We start from the raw sequence: 16,121 nt of genomic DNA on the forward strand, positions 1-16,121 counted from the left end.
GCATCAGCGATGCGGCCTTTTTTAGGGGAGGGCGTCAGATTCGGGGGGGCCGCGAAGAAAATCCAGCGCAGCGGTGCTGGCAAGGCGTGCGAAGCGCAGACAGTACAAATTCGTACGGCAAGCGAGCACAACGCCGCCAGCAGGGTTTTATTCGTGGCTCGCTTAGCCGTGCATGGGCGCGAGTACCTGCTTGAGGAACTTGCGAGCGCGGTCGGTCTTGGGATGCGTGAAGAAGTCGTTGGGTGGCGCATCTTCCAGAATCTCGCCTTGCTCGAGGAACAACACACGATCCGCCACTTCGCGGGCGAAGCCCATTTCGTGGGTGACGACCATCATGGTCATGCCGGATTCGGCCAGATCTTTCATGACCTTGAGCACTTCACCGATCATTTCCGGATCGAGCGCGCTGGTCGGCTCGTCGAACAGCATCACTTTCGGTTGCATCGCCAGACCGCGAGCAATGGCGACGCGTTGCTGCTGACCACCGGAGAGATTGGACGGATAGGCGTCTTTCTTGTGCGCCAGGCCGACTTTTTCCAGCAGCGCCATCGCGCGCGCCTCGGCCTCGTCCTTCTTCATCTTCTTCACCTGGATCGGCGCAAGGGTGATGTTTTCGAGTACGGACAGGTGCGGGTAGAGATTGAAATGCTGGAACACGAAACCGACGTGTTCGCGCAGCTGGTTGATGTTGGTGCGGGTGTTGTTGACTTGCACGTCGCCGACCCAGATTTCGCCGTCGTTCACCGGTTCCAGCTGGTTGATGGTGCGAATCAGCGTCGATTTGCCCGAGCCGGACGGCCCACATACCACCACCACCTCGCGGGGTTTCACTTCGAGGGTGATGTTCTTCAATACGTGGTGATCGCGGCCATACCATTTGTTGACGTTGGCGAAGCGGATCATGGGTTGGGCGGCGGTATCGGTCATCATGGGGGCGGATTGTGGTTGTTGCGTCAGCATAGCCTCAAGCGGGGAAAACCCGTAAGGAAAGCTTGGGCTGACGAACGGATGGATACGGTTAGCGACCGTTAGCCGACAGGAAGTTCGCCAGCACCACGTATTGCGCCACAGTCACGTTTTCCGGCCGGCAACCGGGGTCGATGCCGAGTTGCTCCAGCTCGGCATCGGTGAGGATGCCTTTGACGTTATTGCGCAACGTTTTGCGGCGCTGACCAAAGGCGGTGAGGACGAGTTTTTCCATCCGTACCAGATCCGTCACCGGCCAGGGCGGGGTCGGCCACGGCACCATCCGTACCACGGCTGAATCGACCTTGGGCGGCGGGTAGAACGCTTCCGGCGGCACGTCGAGCACGCGTTCCATGTTGAAGCGCACCTGTAGCATGACCGAGAGCCGGCCGTAGTCGGTCGTGCCGGGGTCGGCCACCATGCGATCGACGACTTCCTTTTGCAGCATGAAGTGCATGTCGGAAATCGCCGCGCCGAAGCTGGCGAGGTGGAACAGCAGCGGCGTGGAAATGTTGTACGGCAGATTGCCGGCGAGCCGGATGATGCCGTCCTTGCCGATCTCGTTAGCCAGCGTGCCGAAATCGAACTTGAGCGCGTCTTGGTGATGAATGATGAGCTGCTCAGGCGAGAACTTGCCCGACAGATGCGCCACGATATCGCGGTCGATCTCGACCACGTGCAGCTTGCCGGCGCGCTTCATCAGCGGTTCGGTCAGCGCGGCCAGACCGGGGCCGATTTCGACCAGCACATCACCCGGTTGCGGGTTGATCTCGCTGACGATGGCGTGGATCACGCCTTGGTCTTGCAGAAAATTCTGGCCGAAGCGTTTGCGGGGGATGTGGCTGGACATGGAAATTCCGGAATTCTTTTAACGCTTAGGCCGCGGCACGATGATTGACGGCCAGCTGCGCGGCCAGCGTCAGCGCGGCTTGCAGGCTACCCACATCGGCTTGGCCCGTGCCAGCCAGATCGAGTGCGGTGCCGTGATCGACCGAGGTGCGGATGATGGGCAGGCCGAGGGTCAGGTTCACGCCTTGGCCGAAGCTGGCGTACTTGAGCACCGGCAGGCCCTGGTCGTGATACATCGCGAGTACGGCATCGGCGGTTTGCAGGTATTTGGGCTGGAACAGCGTATCGGCCGGCAATGGGCCGATCAGTTGCATGCCCGTGGCGCGCAGTTTTTCCAGCACCGGCTCGATGATGTCGATTTCTTCGCGGCCAAGATGGCCGGATTCACCCGCATGCGGATTCAGACCGGCGACCAGAATGCGTGGCTCGGCGATGCCGAACTTGCTCTGCAGATCCGCTTGCAGGATCGAGAGCGTGGTGACGAGGCTTTCAGCGTTGAGTGCGGCGGCGACATCGGCTAGCGGCAGGTGCGTGGTGGCCAGGGCGACGCGCAAGCCGCCGCCAACCAGCATCATCACTACTTGATGGGTATTGGTGTGCTCGGCCAAGTATTCGGTGTGGCCGGAAAAGAACTGGCCGGGGCAACCGTCGTTGATCACGCCCTTGTGGATCGGCGCGGTGACCATGGCATCGAACACGCCATCCAGACAGCCATCGATGGCGGCATCGAGCGTATCGAGCACATAGCGTGCATTGGCCGGATCGAGCTTGCCGGCAACTGCCGGGTGGGCGAGGGGAATATGCAGGATCGAGACGGGTGCAGCGCTGCCGGCCACGAAGTCGGGCCAGTCAGCGCTGACACCGACTGCCGCGGCACGTGCGGCCAGCAAGTCACGGTCGCCGATCAGTACCAGCTGTTCGGCGCGGGATGCTTCAGCTGCCGCAACCTGCACGGCCAGCTCCGGCCCGACACCGGCAGGCTCGCCGGTGGTGATGGCCAGAACCGGACGGGTGGTCATTACTGATCCTTCAGGCGGATATTGACGAAGGCCTTGTCGCGCAGCTGGCGTACCCAGTCTTCGAACTGCTCGTCCGACTTGCGTTGCTTGATTTCGGAAGCGACGCGGAAGCGGGCGTGCTCCTTGGTCACATCCTGTTCGCGGCGGCCCAGCACCTGGATCAAGTGGTAGCCGAACGGGCTACGCACTGGCTGGCTAACTTCATTGGGCGCGAGTGCGGCCATGGCTTGCTCGAACTCCGGCACGGTTTCGCCCGGGCTGATCCAACCCAGATCGCCGCCCTTGGTTGCGCTACCATCTTCCGAGAAGGCCTTGGCGACATCTTCGAACTTGGCACCGCGCTGGACGCGATCGCGCAGCTGGATGATCTTGCGCTTGGCGTCGTCATCGGAGGTGATCTCGTTGACCTTGATCAGGATGTGGCGCGCGTGCGTTTGCTGGACCACTTCCTTATCGGACTTGGTGCGCTTGTCGAGCAGCTTCATCAGGTGGAAACCAGCCGGGCTGCGGATGATTTCGGTGAGCTGGCCGGGTTTGAGCTTGTCGAGCAAGTCGACGAATGCTTGCGGCAGGGTGCCGGAGGCGCGCCAGCCGAGCTGGCCGCCGCTGGTGGCGTCTTGCGCGGTGGAATACTTGGCGGCGACGGAGCCGAAATCCTTGCCTTCCTCGATTTCCTGGCGGGCGGCGGTGATCCGGGCGCGTTTTTGCTGGATCACTTCAGGGCTGGCGTTTTCCGGCAGCGCGATCAGGATGTGGGCCAGATTGAATTCGATCTGCGGTTTGCCGGCGGCCAGTTTGAGCGCGTCGTCGATTTCGCTGTCGGTCACGACGATCTTGGCGTCGATTTCACGTTCGCGCAGGCGGGTGAGGATGATTTCGTTGCGGATATCCTCGCGGAACGCATTCCAGTTGTTGCCTTGGTCGGTGAGCGCCTTGCGGAAGTCCGGCACCGACAACTGGTTCTGTTCGGCGATGCGGGCAATGGCACGTTCCAGCTGCGCATCGTCCACCTTGATGCCGACGCTGGTCGCATATTGCAGCTGCACCTGCTCGTTGATCATCCGGTCCAGCACCTGCTGGCGCAGCACGTCATCGCTGGGCGCTGCGATCTTTTGCTGGACGAGGTTGGTCTTGATGGTGCTGATCCGGGCGTCGAGATCGTTTTGGGTGATCACGCCCCGATTGACGACGGCCACGATGCGATCGACCGTATCGACCGCCGCGAACGACAGCTGGCTGATCAGGGCGACAACGCAGACGGTCAGGCGGGCGAGATTATGGCTCCGCGTTGATTGGGGGCGGGCTTGGGCGCGCATGGGTTGAATGTTCATGGTGATCCTGTCTTTCAACGGTCTATTTGCAATCAATTGAAACGGGAAATGGCAATTCAAACGAAGCGGCTAGCGCATGTTCGAGGCAAAGAAATCGGTATAGCCAGGGATGGATTGGCGCAACGTATCGATCGGGTTGCTGCCCAGTCCACCCAATCCGCCGAGCTCCAGCAAGGCGAAGTACGTGGTGTTGAAGGTGCCGTTACTGGTGATGTAACGCTGGGCGGCCAGCCGCAGGCCCCAGCAACCGGCATTATATTCAAGCCCGGCGATCGTCTCCAAAGCACGGCTGTCTGCCAGTGAGTAATTGATGCGGCCAATCCCGTACCAGTTACGCCCGAGCGGCCATTGTGCCGAGAAGTCGACTTGCTCGGTACCCAGGTTGCGGTTCATCGCATAGCGCAGGTTCAGCACGTGGCCCGCTTCGGGTTGCCATGACACACCTGCGCTGGATCGGCCGGTCGCCTTGTTCTGTACGTTGTATTGCAAGGAATAATCGGCGTACAGGTTACGCCACAACTGGCCGCCGAACGACAGCAACAGATCGGATTGCTTCGCATCGCTGACCACATCGGTGGTGTTGAGCGTGACGCGTTGCTGCTTGAAATAGAAGCGCTGGCCGATGGTGGCGCGCAACAGTTCGTCGCCGGTTTCGGTCTTGTAGAAGCGGCTCGTCAGCGCCAGCGTGAGCTGGTTGGCGTCGTTGATCCGGTCATTCCCGGAGAACTGGTTCTCGCGGAACATCTGGGCGAACGAGAAATCGGTCAGCGCCGAATCGAAGTTCGGCAGCTGCGATTGATCCTTGTTCGGGATGTACACGTAGTAGGCGCGCGGCTCCAGCGTCTGCGTGAGCGATTGATCCATCCACTTGAGATCGCGATCGAAGAACAGGCCGGAGTCGACGCTGAAGGTCGGCAGCACGCGCGTTTCATTGCGCCGGCCGCTGGAGTCTGCGTTGCTGAGCTGGTAGTCGGTAGCGTGAACGCCGATCTTTGGCACGACGAAGCTGTATGCGTTCACGAACGGCATCGCGACGGTCGGGTAGACCCAAGTGCGCAAGCCGTTGACTTTGCTCGGGTGGGTGAAGTCGGTGAATTCGCCGCTGATTGCCGTTTGCACGCCTTGCACCCAGTTGGGCGTGGCCGAAAAACTGAGCTGCGGCAGGCGCGCGTAGGGGATGTCGATCGGGTTGGTGGTGCTTTGCAGCGTCTGATATTTCTGCCACAGCGCCGCGCCGGACCAGTTGTCGCCGGCGTAATTGAACTGGACTTGTCGCGGCAGGTTGGTCTGCGCGGCAATGGCAGCGCGATCGCCGAAATCGTTGAAGTAGTTGTCGTCCGAGACCTTTTCCAGATCGATCGACATGGTCAGGCGATCGGCGAGGATCTGCTGGTGCTTGAAGCTCAGGGCGAAGCGGCCCTGGTCTTCCAGTCGGTCGCTGATGGTGGCGGCGTTGAGCTGGCCACTGTATTCCGGCTGCAGGTAACGGAATTCGCCGCCGAGCATCATGCCGCGCCGCGCCAGATAGCGGGGGTAGAACGTGGCGTCGTAGTTCGGCGCGATGTTCCAGTACAGCGGCGTGGTGATGTCCAGGCCGTTTCGGTTGTCGAAGGCGAATGACGGGGCCAGCAAACCGGTCTGACGGCCTTCCTTGAGCGGGAAGTTCATCCACGGCGAATACAGGAGCGGCACGCCCTTGAATTCGAGCCACGCGTTGCGGGCGATACCCGTATTCGTCACGTAGTCGAGCGAAAGATCATTGGCGCGCAGATACCAGTCGTCCACGTTGGCCGGGCAGGTGGTGAAGCGGCCTTGCTCCAGTTCGTATTTGTCCGGGCCTTCGAACACCAGCTTGACGGCATCGCCACGGCCCAGTCCTTGCGCGATGCTGTAGTTCGGATCGGTGAGCGTGCCTTCGCGGCGGGCGATGTAGTAGTCGAGCGAGTGACCAGTGAGGACGTCGCCCTGGCGGGTCATCTTGACGTTGTCGCCGGCTTCCAGCCGGTCGGTCTTGGTGTCGTAGCGGCTCCAGTCCGACTCGACCGTCATGTCGCCACGCTCCAGTACCACGTTGCCGCGGGCAGATGCGCCGACTTCGGATTGGCCGTTCACTTCATCGGCATCGATGCGCATCGGCATGTCGTCGTCAGCGGCGAAGGCGAACCCGGCGACGAGCAAGAGCACGAGCGGGGCGGCACGAAATGGCGGTAGCGGATTGGGAGTCATGCGGTAATCAGTTGGATGACGTTGGCTTTTCTGCGGGACTGGATGTAACCCTTTCCCGACGATGGCATGACCAACACCAACAGAACTGTGGGCAACCGGTTTAGAATCCGGCGATTCTATCCGGTTTTTCCGACTACGCCCCATGAACGTTTCCGCAGATATTTCCACCTGGCTCGAATCCACCCTGGGCACCGCGCCGACAACGCTGTCCGCTGGCGGCTCGGATGCCAGCGTGCGCCACTACTGGCGCGCCAGTTACCCCGATCGCAGCTACCTCGTCATGCAGGCCGATCCGGCTGCTTTCGATGCGCAACCTTTCCTGGCCCGTCGTGCCGAACTCGAAGCCGCCGGCATCCGTGTGCCAGCGACCTATGCGCAGGATCTGGCGCGCGGCTATGTGTTGCTGGAAGACCTCGGCACGCAGGAGCTCACGCCGCTACTCAATGACGAAAAGACCGCCAAGGCGTGGTATCTGCAGGCGATTGACGTACTGGTCAAGATGCAGGCGGCACTCAAGTTCGAGCATCTGCCAGTGTTCGATGCCGCCTTCCAGCGCCGGGAAATGGAAATCGGCCGCGAGTGGTATATCAACGTGCATCTGGCTAAACCGCTGGATGAAAAGCAGCTCGCCCTTTGGGAGCGCTCGCTCGCACTGATCATCACCAAGAACCTCATGCAGCCGACGTTGTTCATGCACCGCGACTACCACTCGCGCAATCTGATGGTGGTGAACGATGAGCTGGCCGTGCTGGACTTCCAGGACGCCGTCAACGGCCCGGTCAGCTATGACCTCGTCTCGCTATTGCGTGACGCCTATATCGCCTGGGACGAAGGTTTCGTGCTCGATCTGGCGATCCGCTACTGGGAAAAAGCCCGCGCCGCCGGTGTGCCGGTGCATGCGGACTTCAGCGACTTTTACGCCGCGTTCGAATGGCAAGGCTTGCAGCGCCACTTGAAGGTGCTCGGCCTGTTTGCGCGGCTCAAACACCGTGACGGCAAGGATCGCTACCTCGCCGATATCCCGCGCGTGTTCGCTTATATAAGAAGCGTTTGTCAGCGCTACAGCGAGCTCACTCCCTTGGGCCGACTGCTGGTCGATCTCAATGGCGAAAAGATCGAAACCGGATTTACGTTTTAGGAGCGTGAGGAGTGAAGGGTGAGGTGTGAGGGGTAAAACCAAGTTCGCACCTGCGCTCCACGCCTCACATCTCTCATCTCACTCCTCACACACAAATGAAAGCAATGATTCTTGCCGCCGGTCGTGGCGAACGGATGCGACCGCTGACTGACACCTGCCCGAAGCCGTTGCTGGATGTGGCCGATACGCCGTTGATTGGTTGGCATCTGAAACGGCTGGCGGCGGCGGGCGTGACCGACGTCGTCATCAATCATGCCTGGCTTGGCCACATGATCGAGGCGGCGCTGGGTGACGGCACCGCCTATGGCGTGAAGATCGCTTATTCGCCGGAAACGACGGCGCTGGAAACAGCCGGCGGGATTGCCAAGGCGCTGCCGTTGCTGGGTGAGGAGCCGTTCCTGCTGTTAAGCGGCGATATCTTTACCGACTATGATCTGGGCCGTCTGGTGGCCGTGGCGCAGGCGATGCGCCATTCGCCGCGCCGGCTGGCGCATCTCGTGATGGTGCCGAACCCGCCCTATCACCCGAATGGTGATTTCGCGTTGGTGGATGGCCTGATCGCACCCGACGACGCCCCCAAGCTGTGTTATGCCAATCTGGCGGTCTGCCAGCCGGCGCTGGTGGCGGAAGTCGCCGCGGGCGGCATCGCCAAACTGGGGCCGATCCTGGCCCGCTTTGCTCGGGAAGGGCGAATCAGCGGTGAAACGTTTGATGGCTTGTGGGCGAATGTCGGCTCACCGGCCGACCTGGCTGAAACGCGCGAAATCGCTGCAAAAACATTGATTTAGCCAATTGAGTTTGGGGATTGAGTTTTGCTGCGTCGCAACGTAAGCTGATTCTAACTAGGCATACCTGAGAGCTGCTATGCACGCCCCTGAATTCTTTGAGCAACAAGCATCGCGCCTGGCCGAATTGCAGCACCAAATGCGCCAGGCGCTTGATCCTTTTGGCCTGGTGGCCACCACCATGAAAGCGCAACGCGCCTGGTTGCTGCATCCCGATGCGCTCTCCAACACGCTCTCGATCTGGTTCAACGACGCCCAGCGCTGGCAGCACATGGTGGTCGAACGCTTTTACGGCGAACCGGACGACGACCTCTTCCCGCCCCACCCGGACGATGTCCGTTTTGCCGACCCGGTCTGGCGTGATTCGCCCTATTGGGATGGCATCAAGGAGTGGTATCTCTTCAATACCCGCTGGCTGCAAGACTCCCTCTATGCCACGCCCGGCCTGCCTGATCAGGAGCGCAGTCGCAGTGCGTTCTGGCTGCGGCAAGTGCTCAATGCCGTCGCGCCGACCAATTTCTTCTGGCTGAATCCGACCGCGATCGCCAAGGCGCTGACCACCCACGGCGACAGTATCTGGCTTGGCTTCGAGAGCTATGCGCAGGATGTCGAGCGTGGCTATATCTCGATGACCGATATGGATGCGTTTACGGTCGGCGAGAATCTGGCGACCACGCCGGGCGCTGTCGTGTATCGCGGCAAATTGCTGGAAGTGATCCATTACGAAGCGACCACACCCACCGTGCATGCCGTGCCACTGGTGATCGTCTCGCCGTGGATCAACAAGTATTACGTGCTTGATCTGGACGAGCGCAAGAGCATGGTCAAATGGCTGACCGACCAAGGCTTCTCGGTGTTCATGACCAGCTGGAAGAATCCTGGCGAAGATGAGCGCGATGTGAGCTTCGATGATTACGTGACTGACGGCATCGACCGCATCGTTGAAGTCGCCAAGTCGGTCTCCGGTAGCGACAAGGTCAATTTGGCCGGCTACTGCATCGGTGGCACGCTGGTCGCGATTTATCTGGCGTGGCTTGCCAAGCGGGGCGACGCGGCCAAGATCGCCAGCAGCACGCTGCTGACCGCACTCACCGATTTCTCCCGCCCCGGCGATATCGAAGTCTTCCTCGATGAAGAAGGGCTGGCGTTCTGTGAGCGCGTGATCAAGCAGAAAGGCTATCTGGGCGGTAGCGAAATGGCGGCCAGCTTCCGCATGCTGCGGCCGAACAGCCTGGTGTGGAATTACTGGATCAGCAACTACCTGCTCGGCGAAAAACCGACCGCATTCGATGTGCTGTTCTGGAACACCGACACCACGCGCATGCCGGAAAAGATGCACTGCTATTACCTGCGCGAGTTCTACTTCCACAACAAACTGATCGAAAAAGATGCGCTGACGATTGCCGGCGAGCTGATCGATCTGGGCCGGATCAAAACGCCGCTGTTCATGGTCGGCACCGAGGAAGACCATATTGCGCCCTGGCTGCAGACCTGGAAGCTGACCGAACGCGCCACCGGGCCGATCACCTATACGCTGTCTACCTCAGGGCACATTCTCGGCATCGTCAATCCGCCGCTGCCCACTTCGAAGCGCAGCTACTGGCAAGGCGATGTCAAAGCCGGTGAGACAGGGCAGGCCTGGCGCACCAAACAGCAGAAGGTCGCCGGCTCGTGGTGGCCGAGTTGGGCCGAATGGCTGCAGCCCTTGTCCGGTGAGCAAGTGAAGCCGAAGCTCTCCAACCGCGCGCATCCGAAGCTGGATGATGCGCCGGGCAAGTACGTGCTGGAGTAAGGTGCTGCCCTGCATCACCCAAACAAAAAGCCGGCGCGAAGCCGGCTTTTTTTTTGGGATGCCGGCCTGCCATTACAGCTTCACGCAGCGCGGGGTCTTGCGATGAATGTCATGTGTGATAAAACCGGTGTCGTTCTCCGGCATCGCCAGCCAATCGCGGTGCGAGAGCGATTCGCGGATGTCCTCCAGCCCGCTGGCCCAGTGATCGCGTAGGGTAGACGCCCCGAACAGGATGTCCTTGCCCGGTCCTTCATGCGCCTTGGCGCTGTAGATCAGATGGATGACGTTGTAGCGCTTGTTGCAGGCCAGCTGCTCCGCCAACTGGCACCAGTGATTGGCTTGCCGTTCGGCGGCCGGGACTTTATCCAGCAGCTCCCGTACCAGCCGCCGCGCGCCTTGCGAGCGCTCCAGCCAGTCGGTGACCAGACGGGTGCGGCTGGAGTACTGCAAGTCCTTCTGCCGGCTGGCGACGCCCAGCATGGTATCCGGCACCGTGCCCTGTGCACTCCAGAGGTCAACCTGAAAAGCCAGGGTGTCGCAACGTGGCGTGGCTTGCAATACATAGGCCAGCGGTGTGTTGGAAACCACGCCGCCATCCCAGTAGTACTCGCCATCGATCAGCACGGGTGGGAAACCCGGTGGCAGCGCGCCCGAGGCCATGAAGTGTTCGGCCCGCAAGCGCCGCTCCGTGTTGTCGAAGTACTCAAGATTGCCGGTGCGTACATTGGTCGCGCCGACCGAGACGCGCAGGCTGCCATCGTTGATGCGGTCGAAATCGCACAGGCGCTCCAGCGTGGTCTTGAGCAGCGAGGTGTCGTAATAACTGGCATCGAGCGGATCGACTTGCATCGAGGGCGGCGGGCTGGGCCAGCGCGGTTGAAAGAAACCGCGTTGCCCCTGCACAAAGGCATCCATGGTCTGCCAGTCGGTCAGCCACTTGCGCATGTGAAAACTGCAGTTGAACAGGGCGTCTTCAAACGCGGCGGGCAGCGAGGGTGAAAAGCTGGGTTGGCAGACGGTCTGCCAGAACTCGCGCAGCCGCTCCAGCCGGTGTTCCGGGGCATTGCCGGCGATGACGGCGGTATTGAGGGCGCCGATGGATACGCCGGCGATCCAGTTCGGCGCAATGCCGGCTTCTTCCAGACCTTCGAACACCCCTGCCTGATACCCGCCGAGCGCACCACCGCCTTGCAGGACGAGGGCGATGTTTTGGTATGGAGGGAGCGTGATGCGTGGGGTGGCGGGCGCTGGACTGCTTGTGCGGTTGCTTGGACATTGATTTCTCCGATTACTAGCTCCCCTCCCTCACTAAGTAGCTGAGCAAGGCGAGGGAGGGGGGACGGCTGCGATTTACTGCATGTACCAGCCGTGGCTCACCACAAACGACTGCCCGGTCAGTGCCGCACTCGGGAAGGTCGCCAGAAAGCGCACCGTCTCGGCCACGTCTTCCACCGTGGTGAACACGCCATCGACGGTCTCGCCCAGCATCACTTTCTTGATCACTTCCTCCTCGCTGATGCCCAGCTCGCGGGCTTGCTCGGGAATCTGTTTTTCCACCAGTGGCGTGCGCACGAAGCCGGGGCAGACCACGTGCGAGCGGACGTTATGCGCAGCGCCTTCCTTGGCCAGCACTTTGGATAAACCGATCAGGCCGTGCTTGGCCGTCACATAAGCGGATTTGAGCGGCGAGCCCTCGTGCGAATGCACCGAGCCCATGTAGATCACCGTGCCGCCACGGTTGTCCCGGTACATGTGGCGCAAGGCAGCACGGGTGGTCAGGAATGCGCCGTCCAGATGGATGGCCTGCATCTTTTTCCAGTCGGCGAACGAGTAATCCTCGATGGGATTGACGATCTGGATGCCGGCGTTGGAGACCAGAATGTCCACCGAACCCAGTTCGGTGACGACGCGATCGATGCCGCTGTTGACGGCCGTTTCGTCAGTGACGTCCATGCGCACGCCAATGGCGCGGCCACCCGCGTTATTGATCTGGGTGGCGACCGCTTTTGCGCCGTCTTCGTTCAGATCGACGATGGCGATGGCTGCACCGGCCTTGGCGAGGGTCAGGGCGATTTGCTTGCCGATGCCGCTGGCCGCGCCAGTGACGACGGCGACTTTTCCGTTGAGGTCAGACATGTTCTTGTTCCTTGTAGTGAGTGCGTTGCGGGCGGGGGATTACTTGGCGAGATAGTCGTAAACAACTTCGCCGAGGGCCAGGGTCAGGTCGGCGACGAGATGGCGGGCTTCGACGATTTCCAGCACTGGCAGCTCGGCCACCGGGGCGAGCGCGTGGTGGGCCAGCTCCAGCGAGGCCGGGCCGGTCCACGCGCCTTTCATCGTGATGTCGACCATGTAGTTGCGGGCCAGCTCGCAGATGCGGGCGGTGCCGTCGACATGGGGAATGATCTTCAGCAGGTAGTTGGGCAGCTCCAGCCGGCGTTGCTGCTCGGCCAGATCCAGTGCCCGGTGCTTGTAGCCCATCGTGCCGGTGGCAACCCGCACCGGGCCGTAATCGAGCGTGCCGACCAGTGTGTCCTTGTGCGTAGCGAGTACCGGCTTGGCGAGCTTCTTCGGAAAGCCCCATAGCTCGCGCCCGCCCGCCAGTGGCGGGTGGTCATCCAGATACATCGCCAGCGTGTAGGTGCCGGGTTTGCCGCCGAAGGTGACCGGAATCACCTGACCACTCTCGGTGTAATCGCCAAAGCCGGTGGAATCCGGCATGCGGATGAACTCGTAGCTCACCAGTGGATCGTCAGGCACTTGCAGCGGCTCCGGCACCACTGCGCGCAAGCGGTCGCGGTCCGTGCGGTAGGTGATGATGAAGAATTCGCGGTTGACGAAGCGATACGGGCCGGGCGGGTAGGCCGGGCTGGTCAGCGGCATGGCAAACGCGTTCTTGCGGACGGATTCGATATCCATTTGGAGCTCCTTGGTTGGGCGGGGAGGGGCGATCAGTAAAATTTCACGCTCGGCTTGGCTGCGCGAGAGACGGTATCGGCGGCGATGACGGCCAGCGTGCGCGGCCAGCCCAGCACCGCGGCCTGATGCAGACGGTACAGCGAGGCGTACATGCCCTTGGCGGCTGCGCCATCGACCGCATGGACACGATCGGCCCGCCAGAATGCCGCCACGCTGCCGACGGCTTTGGCCTTGCCGAGCGATACCAAGGTGCCGCGATCGCGGTAGACGAAAGGCAAGGGTGGTTTGCCGACCAGCAAAAGGCCGATGGAGGCGGCGAGAGTGATGGCTTGCTGGCGCGCCGCCTGGGCGGTCGATGGCACGGGGTGGCCGTTGGCATCGGTGCAGCCGGCGCAATCGCCGAGCAAGAAAATGTTGGGGTCGTCGATGCTGCGTAGCGTGGCATCGGCAGGAAACTGCCCGCGCTTCCCAGCCGGGAGTGCGTCGGTGATGCAGGCGCTGGCCCCTTTGATGCCGGAGGCCCAGACCTTGATGTCGGCGGCGAGGGTGTCGCCGTTGTCGAACACCAGTACGTCTTCACGGGCTTCGGTGACGCGCCGGTTGAGGATCACGCGCACACCACGCTGTTCCCGCGTTTGCGCCGCACGGGCGGACATCTCCGCCGTGCCGGTCGAAAGCAGCCGATCCGCCGCATCGATGACCGCGATATCCAGCTGTTCGCCGACCACTTTTGCGCCGTAATGGCGCAGCTCACCGATGACATGATGGATTTCTGCGGCCAGCTCCACCCCGGTTGCACCGCCGCCGACGATCGCAATCGACAGCCGTGCCTGCGTGCCAAGTTCCACCGCCATGGCGCGGGTGATCAGGGTGCGATTGAGGGCTTGTGCGCCATCGGCGTCGTTCAGGGTGTGGCAATGCTGCGCTACGCCGGGCGTACCGAAGTCGTTGGTGATGCTGCCGAGGGCGAGGACGAGTAGATCGTAGGGAACGGTGCGCTCGCTGCAGACGATGCTGCCGTCCGGGCCCGAGAGTGAGGGTGCGATTGGCGCGATCGAGGCCGGTGACGGCGCCGGGCTCGTAGCGATAATGACGGGTCTGGCTGTGCGCCGCGTAGTTGATGCCGTCGTCCACCAATAGCCCCGTGGCGACTTCATGCAGTAGCGGCTTCCAGATGTGGCTGGCGCGGCGCTCCACCAGGATGATGTCTGCGCGTTTGCTGCGTCCGAGCGTGCGGCCCAGGCGGCTGACCAGCTCCAGCCCGCCTGCGCCGCCACCCACTACGACGATGCGTGGCCGGGAAGGCCGGGCGGCCTTTGTTACGGATGCGTTCATGACGATGCCTCACATGTCGATCATGTGAGGCATCGTAGTTCCGCCATCCTCTTTCTATTTTGTTACTTGTTCTGTAATTACTTGTTGGACAAGTGTAGCGGCGAATGCAAGAGAGTTGTCATGAGATATATCTCTGTCAGAGGCGCGAAATCCCTTGGTTTTTGAGTGCCGCCATTAGCGGCGATCGACTGCTGTCTCGTGCGGAAAATCCATCTCTGCATAAGGCACGATCCGGCTCTTGTGTTTCCAGCGATAACCGAACCACAGCGCCGCAAACAGTGGAATGCCGATGTATGTTGCCGCCACCCCCACCCAGTCAATCCTGTTGGCCAGGAAGGCTTGGTAGTTCTGGCCGAGCGTGATTACGAGGCAAAGTACAAATGCAAAGATCGGCCCGAAGGGGAAGAACTTCGATTTGTAGGGCAGTTCGTCCAGCGAATGCCCCTGCGCGATAAAGCCCTTGCGGAAGCGGTAATGGCTGATCGCGATGCCAAGCCAGGCGATAAAACCCGTCATGCCTGAGGTGTTGAGCAGCCAGAGGTAAACCGTCTGGTTGCCAAACAAGGAAGTGAGGAAGCACAAAGCGCCGACGGCGGTGGTGATATACAAGGCATTGCGCGGCACGCCGGATTTCGACAATTGGGCAAAGCACTTGGGCGCGCGGCCTTCGGTGGCGAGGTTGTAGAGCATCCGTGTCGACGCATACATGCCGGAGTTGCCGGCCGACAGCACAGCGGTGAGGATGACCGCGTTCATCAAGCCGGCGGCAAACGCCAAGCCGGCATGGCGGAACACCAGCGTGAATGGCGAGACACCGATATCACCCACGTCCGTCTTCAGCAGGCTCGGGTCGGTATAGGGAATCAGCACGCCGATCAGGAAGATCGCCAGCACGTAGAACAGCAAGATGCGCCAGAACACCTGCTTCACGGCCCGTGGAATGGTCTCGTGCGGGTTTTCCGATTCGCCAGCTGCAACGCCGATCAGCTCGGTGCCCTGGAAAGAGAAGCCAGCGATCATCGCCACGCCAATCATGGCCGGCAAGCCGCCGACAAAGGGCGCATCGCCCACGGTGAAATTGCTCCAGCTTTGCTGCGCACCGCCCTTGAGGATGCCGAAGATCATAGCGAGGCCAACGGCGATGAAGATGATCACGGTCACGACCTTGATCAGCGCGAACCAGTATTCCGCCTCGCCAAAGCCTTTTACGGAAATCCAGTTGAGCAGGAACATCAGGCCGAGGAAGAGGGCGCTCCAATACACGCCCGGTACGTCTGGGAACCAGTAGCGCATCACCAGTTGCGCGGCGGCGAGTTCGACCGCGATGGTCACCGCCCAGTTGTACCAATAGTTCCAGCCCAGCGCGAAGCCGAAGCCTTCATCGACATACTTTGCGCCGTAGGTCGAAAACGAGCCGGCCACCGGCATATAGGCGGCGAGTTCGCCCAGGCTGGTCATCAGGAAGTACACCATCAACCCGATCAGTACATAGGCCGCCAACGCGCCGCCGGGGCCGGCTTGTGAGACGGTCGCACCGGAGGCGACGAACAGGCCGGTGCCGATCGAGCCGCCAATGGCGATCATGGTCAGGTGGCGGGCTTTCAGGCTGCGGTGCAGGCCGGATGCGGCCTCGCCTGGGGAATCTGGATGTGCTTGCATGGGGGCTCCGCCAGCGACATGGCTGGCCGACGAAAAACCGCACAACCTATCAAAGGCTTGGCAGTGCAAACAGCGTGGATTTCCACAATGCCGGGTGGCGGA

The 16,121-nt window shown here is 61.4% G+C and carries 13 protein-coding genes; 3 read left to right on the top strand and 10 right to left on the bottom strand.

Annotation, left to right across the window (positions count from 1 at the left end; all coding sequences use genetic code 11):
* Positions 1–162: 162 nt before the first annotated feature.
* From BR41_RS15960 to BR41_RS15980, 5 genes are all read right to left on the bottom strand, one after another.
* Positions 163–903, bottom strand: a complete 741-nt coding sequence (locus BR41_RS15960; protein ID WP_035059011.1) for an amino acid ABC transporter ATP-binding protein — start codon at positions 901–903, stop codon at positions 163–165.
* Positions 904–1,018: 115 nt separating this feature from the next.
* Positions 1,019–1,816, bottom strand: coding sequence for a 16S rRNA (adenine(1518)-N(6)/adenine(1519)-N(6))-dimethyltransferase RsmA (gene rsmA, locus BR41_RS15965; RefSeq protein WP_035058852.1), 798 nt, complete (start codon positions 1,814–1,816; stop codon positions 1,019–1,021).
* Positions 1,817–1,841: 25 nt separating this feature from the next.
* Positions 1,842–2,834 carry a 4-hydroxythreonine-4-phosphate dehydrogenase PdxA gene (gene pdxA, locus BR41_RS15970; RefSeq protein WP_035058854.1) on the bottom strand — a complete coding sequence of 331 codons (993 nt, stop codon included), beginning with the start codon at positions 2,832–2,834 and terminating at the stop codon, positions 1,842–1,844.
* Entirely contained in the window at positions 2,834–4,165 is a 1,332-nt protein-coding gene (locus BR41_RS15975) for a peptidylprolyl isomerase (RefSeq protein WP_245615931.1), read from the bottom strand. The genes pdxA and BR41_RS15975 overlap by 1 nt, the downstream gene beginning before the upstream one ends.
* Positions 4,166–4,234: 69 nt before the next feature.
* Entirely contained in the window at positions 4,235–6,391 is a 2,157-nt protein-coding gene (locus BR41_RS15980; RefSeq protein WP_035058856.1) for an LPS-assembly protein LptD, read from the bottom strand.
* A 142-nt stretch (positions 6,392–6,533) separates the two neighbouring features.
* On the opposite strand from BR41_RS15980, the gene BR41_RS15985 reads away from it, so the two are divergent.
* From BR41_RS15985 to BR41_RS15995, 3 genes are all read left to right on the top strand, one after another.
* A complete protein-coding gene (locus BR41_RS15985; protein ID WP_035058859.1) occupies positions 6,534–7,529 on the top strand; it encodes an aminoglycoside phosphotransferase family protein in 996 nt (331 codons plus the stop codon).
* A gap of 95 nt (positions 7,530–7,624) precedes the next feature.
* Positions 7,625–8,317: an N-acetylmuramate alpha-1-phosphate uridylyltransferase MurU gene (gene murU / locus BR41_RS15990; protein WP_035058862.1), complete on the top strand. Its 693-nt coding sequence runs from the start codon at positions 7,625–7,627 to the stop codon at positions 8,315–8,317.
* 76 nt (positions 8,318–8,393) lie between these two features.
* The gene (locus BR41_RS15995; protein ID WP_084187282.1) at positions 8,394–10,106 is read left to right on the top strand and encodes a PHA/PHB synthase family protein; all 1,713 of its coding nucleotides are present in this window, start codon (positions 8,394–8,396) and stop codon (positions 10,104–10,106) included.
* A gap of 72 nt (positions 10,107–10,178) precedes the next feature.
* Here the strand turns inward: BR41_RS15995 and BR41_RS16000 are convergent, their stop codons facing one another.
* The 5 genes from BR41_RS16000 to BR41_RS16020 all read right to left on the bottom strand — a co-directional run bounded on the left by BR41_RS16000 (position 10,179) and on the right by BR41_RS16020 (position 16,019).
* Positions 10,179–11,336, bottom strand: a complete 1,158-nt coding sequence (locus BR41_RS16000) for a DUF3734 domain-containing protein (protein ID WP_084187284.1) — start codon at positions 11,334–11,336, stop codon at positions 10,179–10,181.
* A 120-nt stretch (positions 11,337–11,456) separates the two neighbouring features.
* On the bottom strand, positions 11,457–12,242 hold the full coding sequence (locus BR41_RS16005) for a 3-hydroxybutyrate dehydrogenase (RefSeq protein WP_035058867.1): 786 nt from the start codon (positions 12,240–12,242) through the stop codon (positions 11,457–11,459).
* Positions 12,243–12,281: 39 nt separating this feature from the next.
* Entirely contained in the window at positions 12,282–13,025 is a 744-nt protein-coding gene (locus tag BR41_RS16010) for an acetoacetate decarboxylase (protein WP_035058870.1), read from the bottom strand.
* Positions 13,026–13,057: 32 nt separating this feature from the next.
* A complete protein-coding gene (locus BR41_RS16015) occupies positions 13,058–14,182 on the bottom strand; it encodes an NAD(P)/FAD-dependent oxidoreductase (protein WP_051711150.1) in 1,125 nt (374 codons plus the stop codon).
* A gap of 352 nt (positions 14,183–14,534) precedes the next feature.
* Positions 14,535–16,019 carry an amino acid permease gene (locus BR41_RS16020; RefSeq protein WP_051711152.1) on the bottom strand — a complete coding sequence of 495 codons (1,485 nt, stop codon included), beginning with the start codon at positions 16,017–16,019 and terminating at the stop codon, positions 14,535–14,537.
* Between the last annotated feature and the right edge of the window lie 102 nt (positions 16,020–16,121).

Origin of the sequence: Andreprevotia chitinilytica DSM 18519 (assembly GCF_000711875.1) — a bacterium.
In the GTDB taxonomy this organism is placed as follows: domain Bacteria; phylum Pseudomonadota; class Gammaproteobacteria; order Burkholderiales; family Chitinibacteraceae; genus Andreprevotia; species Andreprevotia chitinilytica.

Excerpts from the sequence above, each read along its gene's own strand:
- BR41_RS15975 (WP_245615931.1), bottom strand. The coding sequence starts at position 4,165 with ATGAACATTCAACCCATGCGCGCCCAAGCCCGCCCCCAATCAACGCGG.
- BR41_RS16015 (WP_051711150.1), bottom strand. The coding sequence starts at position 14,182 with ATGAAGTCGCCACGGGGCTATTGGTGGACGACGGCATCAACTACGCGG.
- BR41_RS15960 (WP_035059011.1), bottom strand. The coding sequence starts at position 903 with ATGATCCGCTTCGCCAACGTCAACAAATGGTATGGCCGCGATCACCAC.
- BR41_RS15995 (WP_084187282.1), top strand. The coding sequence starts at position 8,394 with ATGCACGCCCCTGAATTCTTTGAGCAACAAGCATCGCGCCTGGCCGAA.
- BR41_RS15980 (WP_035058856.1), bottom strand. The coding sequence starts at position 6,391 with ATGACTCCCAATCCGCTACCGCCATTTCGTGCCGCCCCGCTCGTGCTC.
- pdxA (WP_035058854.1), bottom strand. The coding sequence starts at position 2,834 with ATGACCACCCGTCCGGTTCTGGCCATCACCACCGGCGAGCCTGCCGGT.
- murU (WP_035058862.1), top strand. The coding sequence starts at position 7,625 with ATGAAAGCAATGATTCTTGCCGCCGGTCGTGGCGAACGGATGCGACCG.
- BR41_RS16005 (WP_035058867.1), bottom strand. The coding sequence starts at position 12,242 with ATGTCTGACCTCAACGGAAAAGTCGCCGTCGTCACTGGCGCGGCCAGC.
- BR41_RS16020 (WP_051711152.1), bottom strand. The coding sequence starts at position 16,019 with ATGCAAGCACATCCAGATTCCCCAGGCGAGGCCGCATCCGGCCTGCAC.
- rsmA (WP_035058852.1), bottom strand. The coding sequence starts at position 1,816 with ATGTCCAGCCACATCCCCCGCAAACGCTTCGGCCAGAATTTTCTGCAA.
- BR41_RS15985 (WP_035058859.1), top strand. The coding sequence starts at position 6,534 with ATGAACGTTTCCGCAGATATTTCCACCTGGCTCGAATCCACCCTGGGC.
- BR41_RS16010 (WP_035058870.1), bottom strand. The coding sequence starts at position 13,025 with ATGGATATCGAATCCGTCCGCAAGAACGCGTTTGCCATGCCGCTGACC.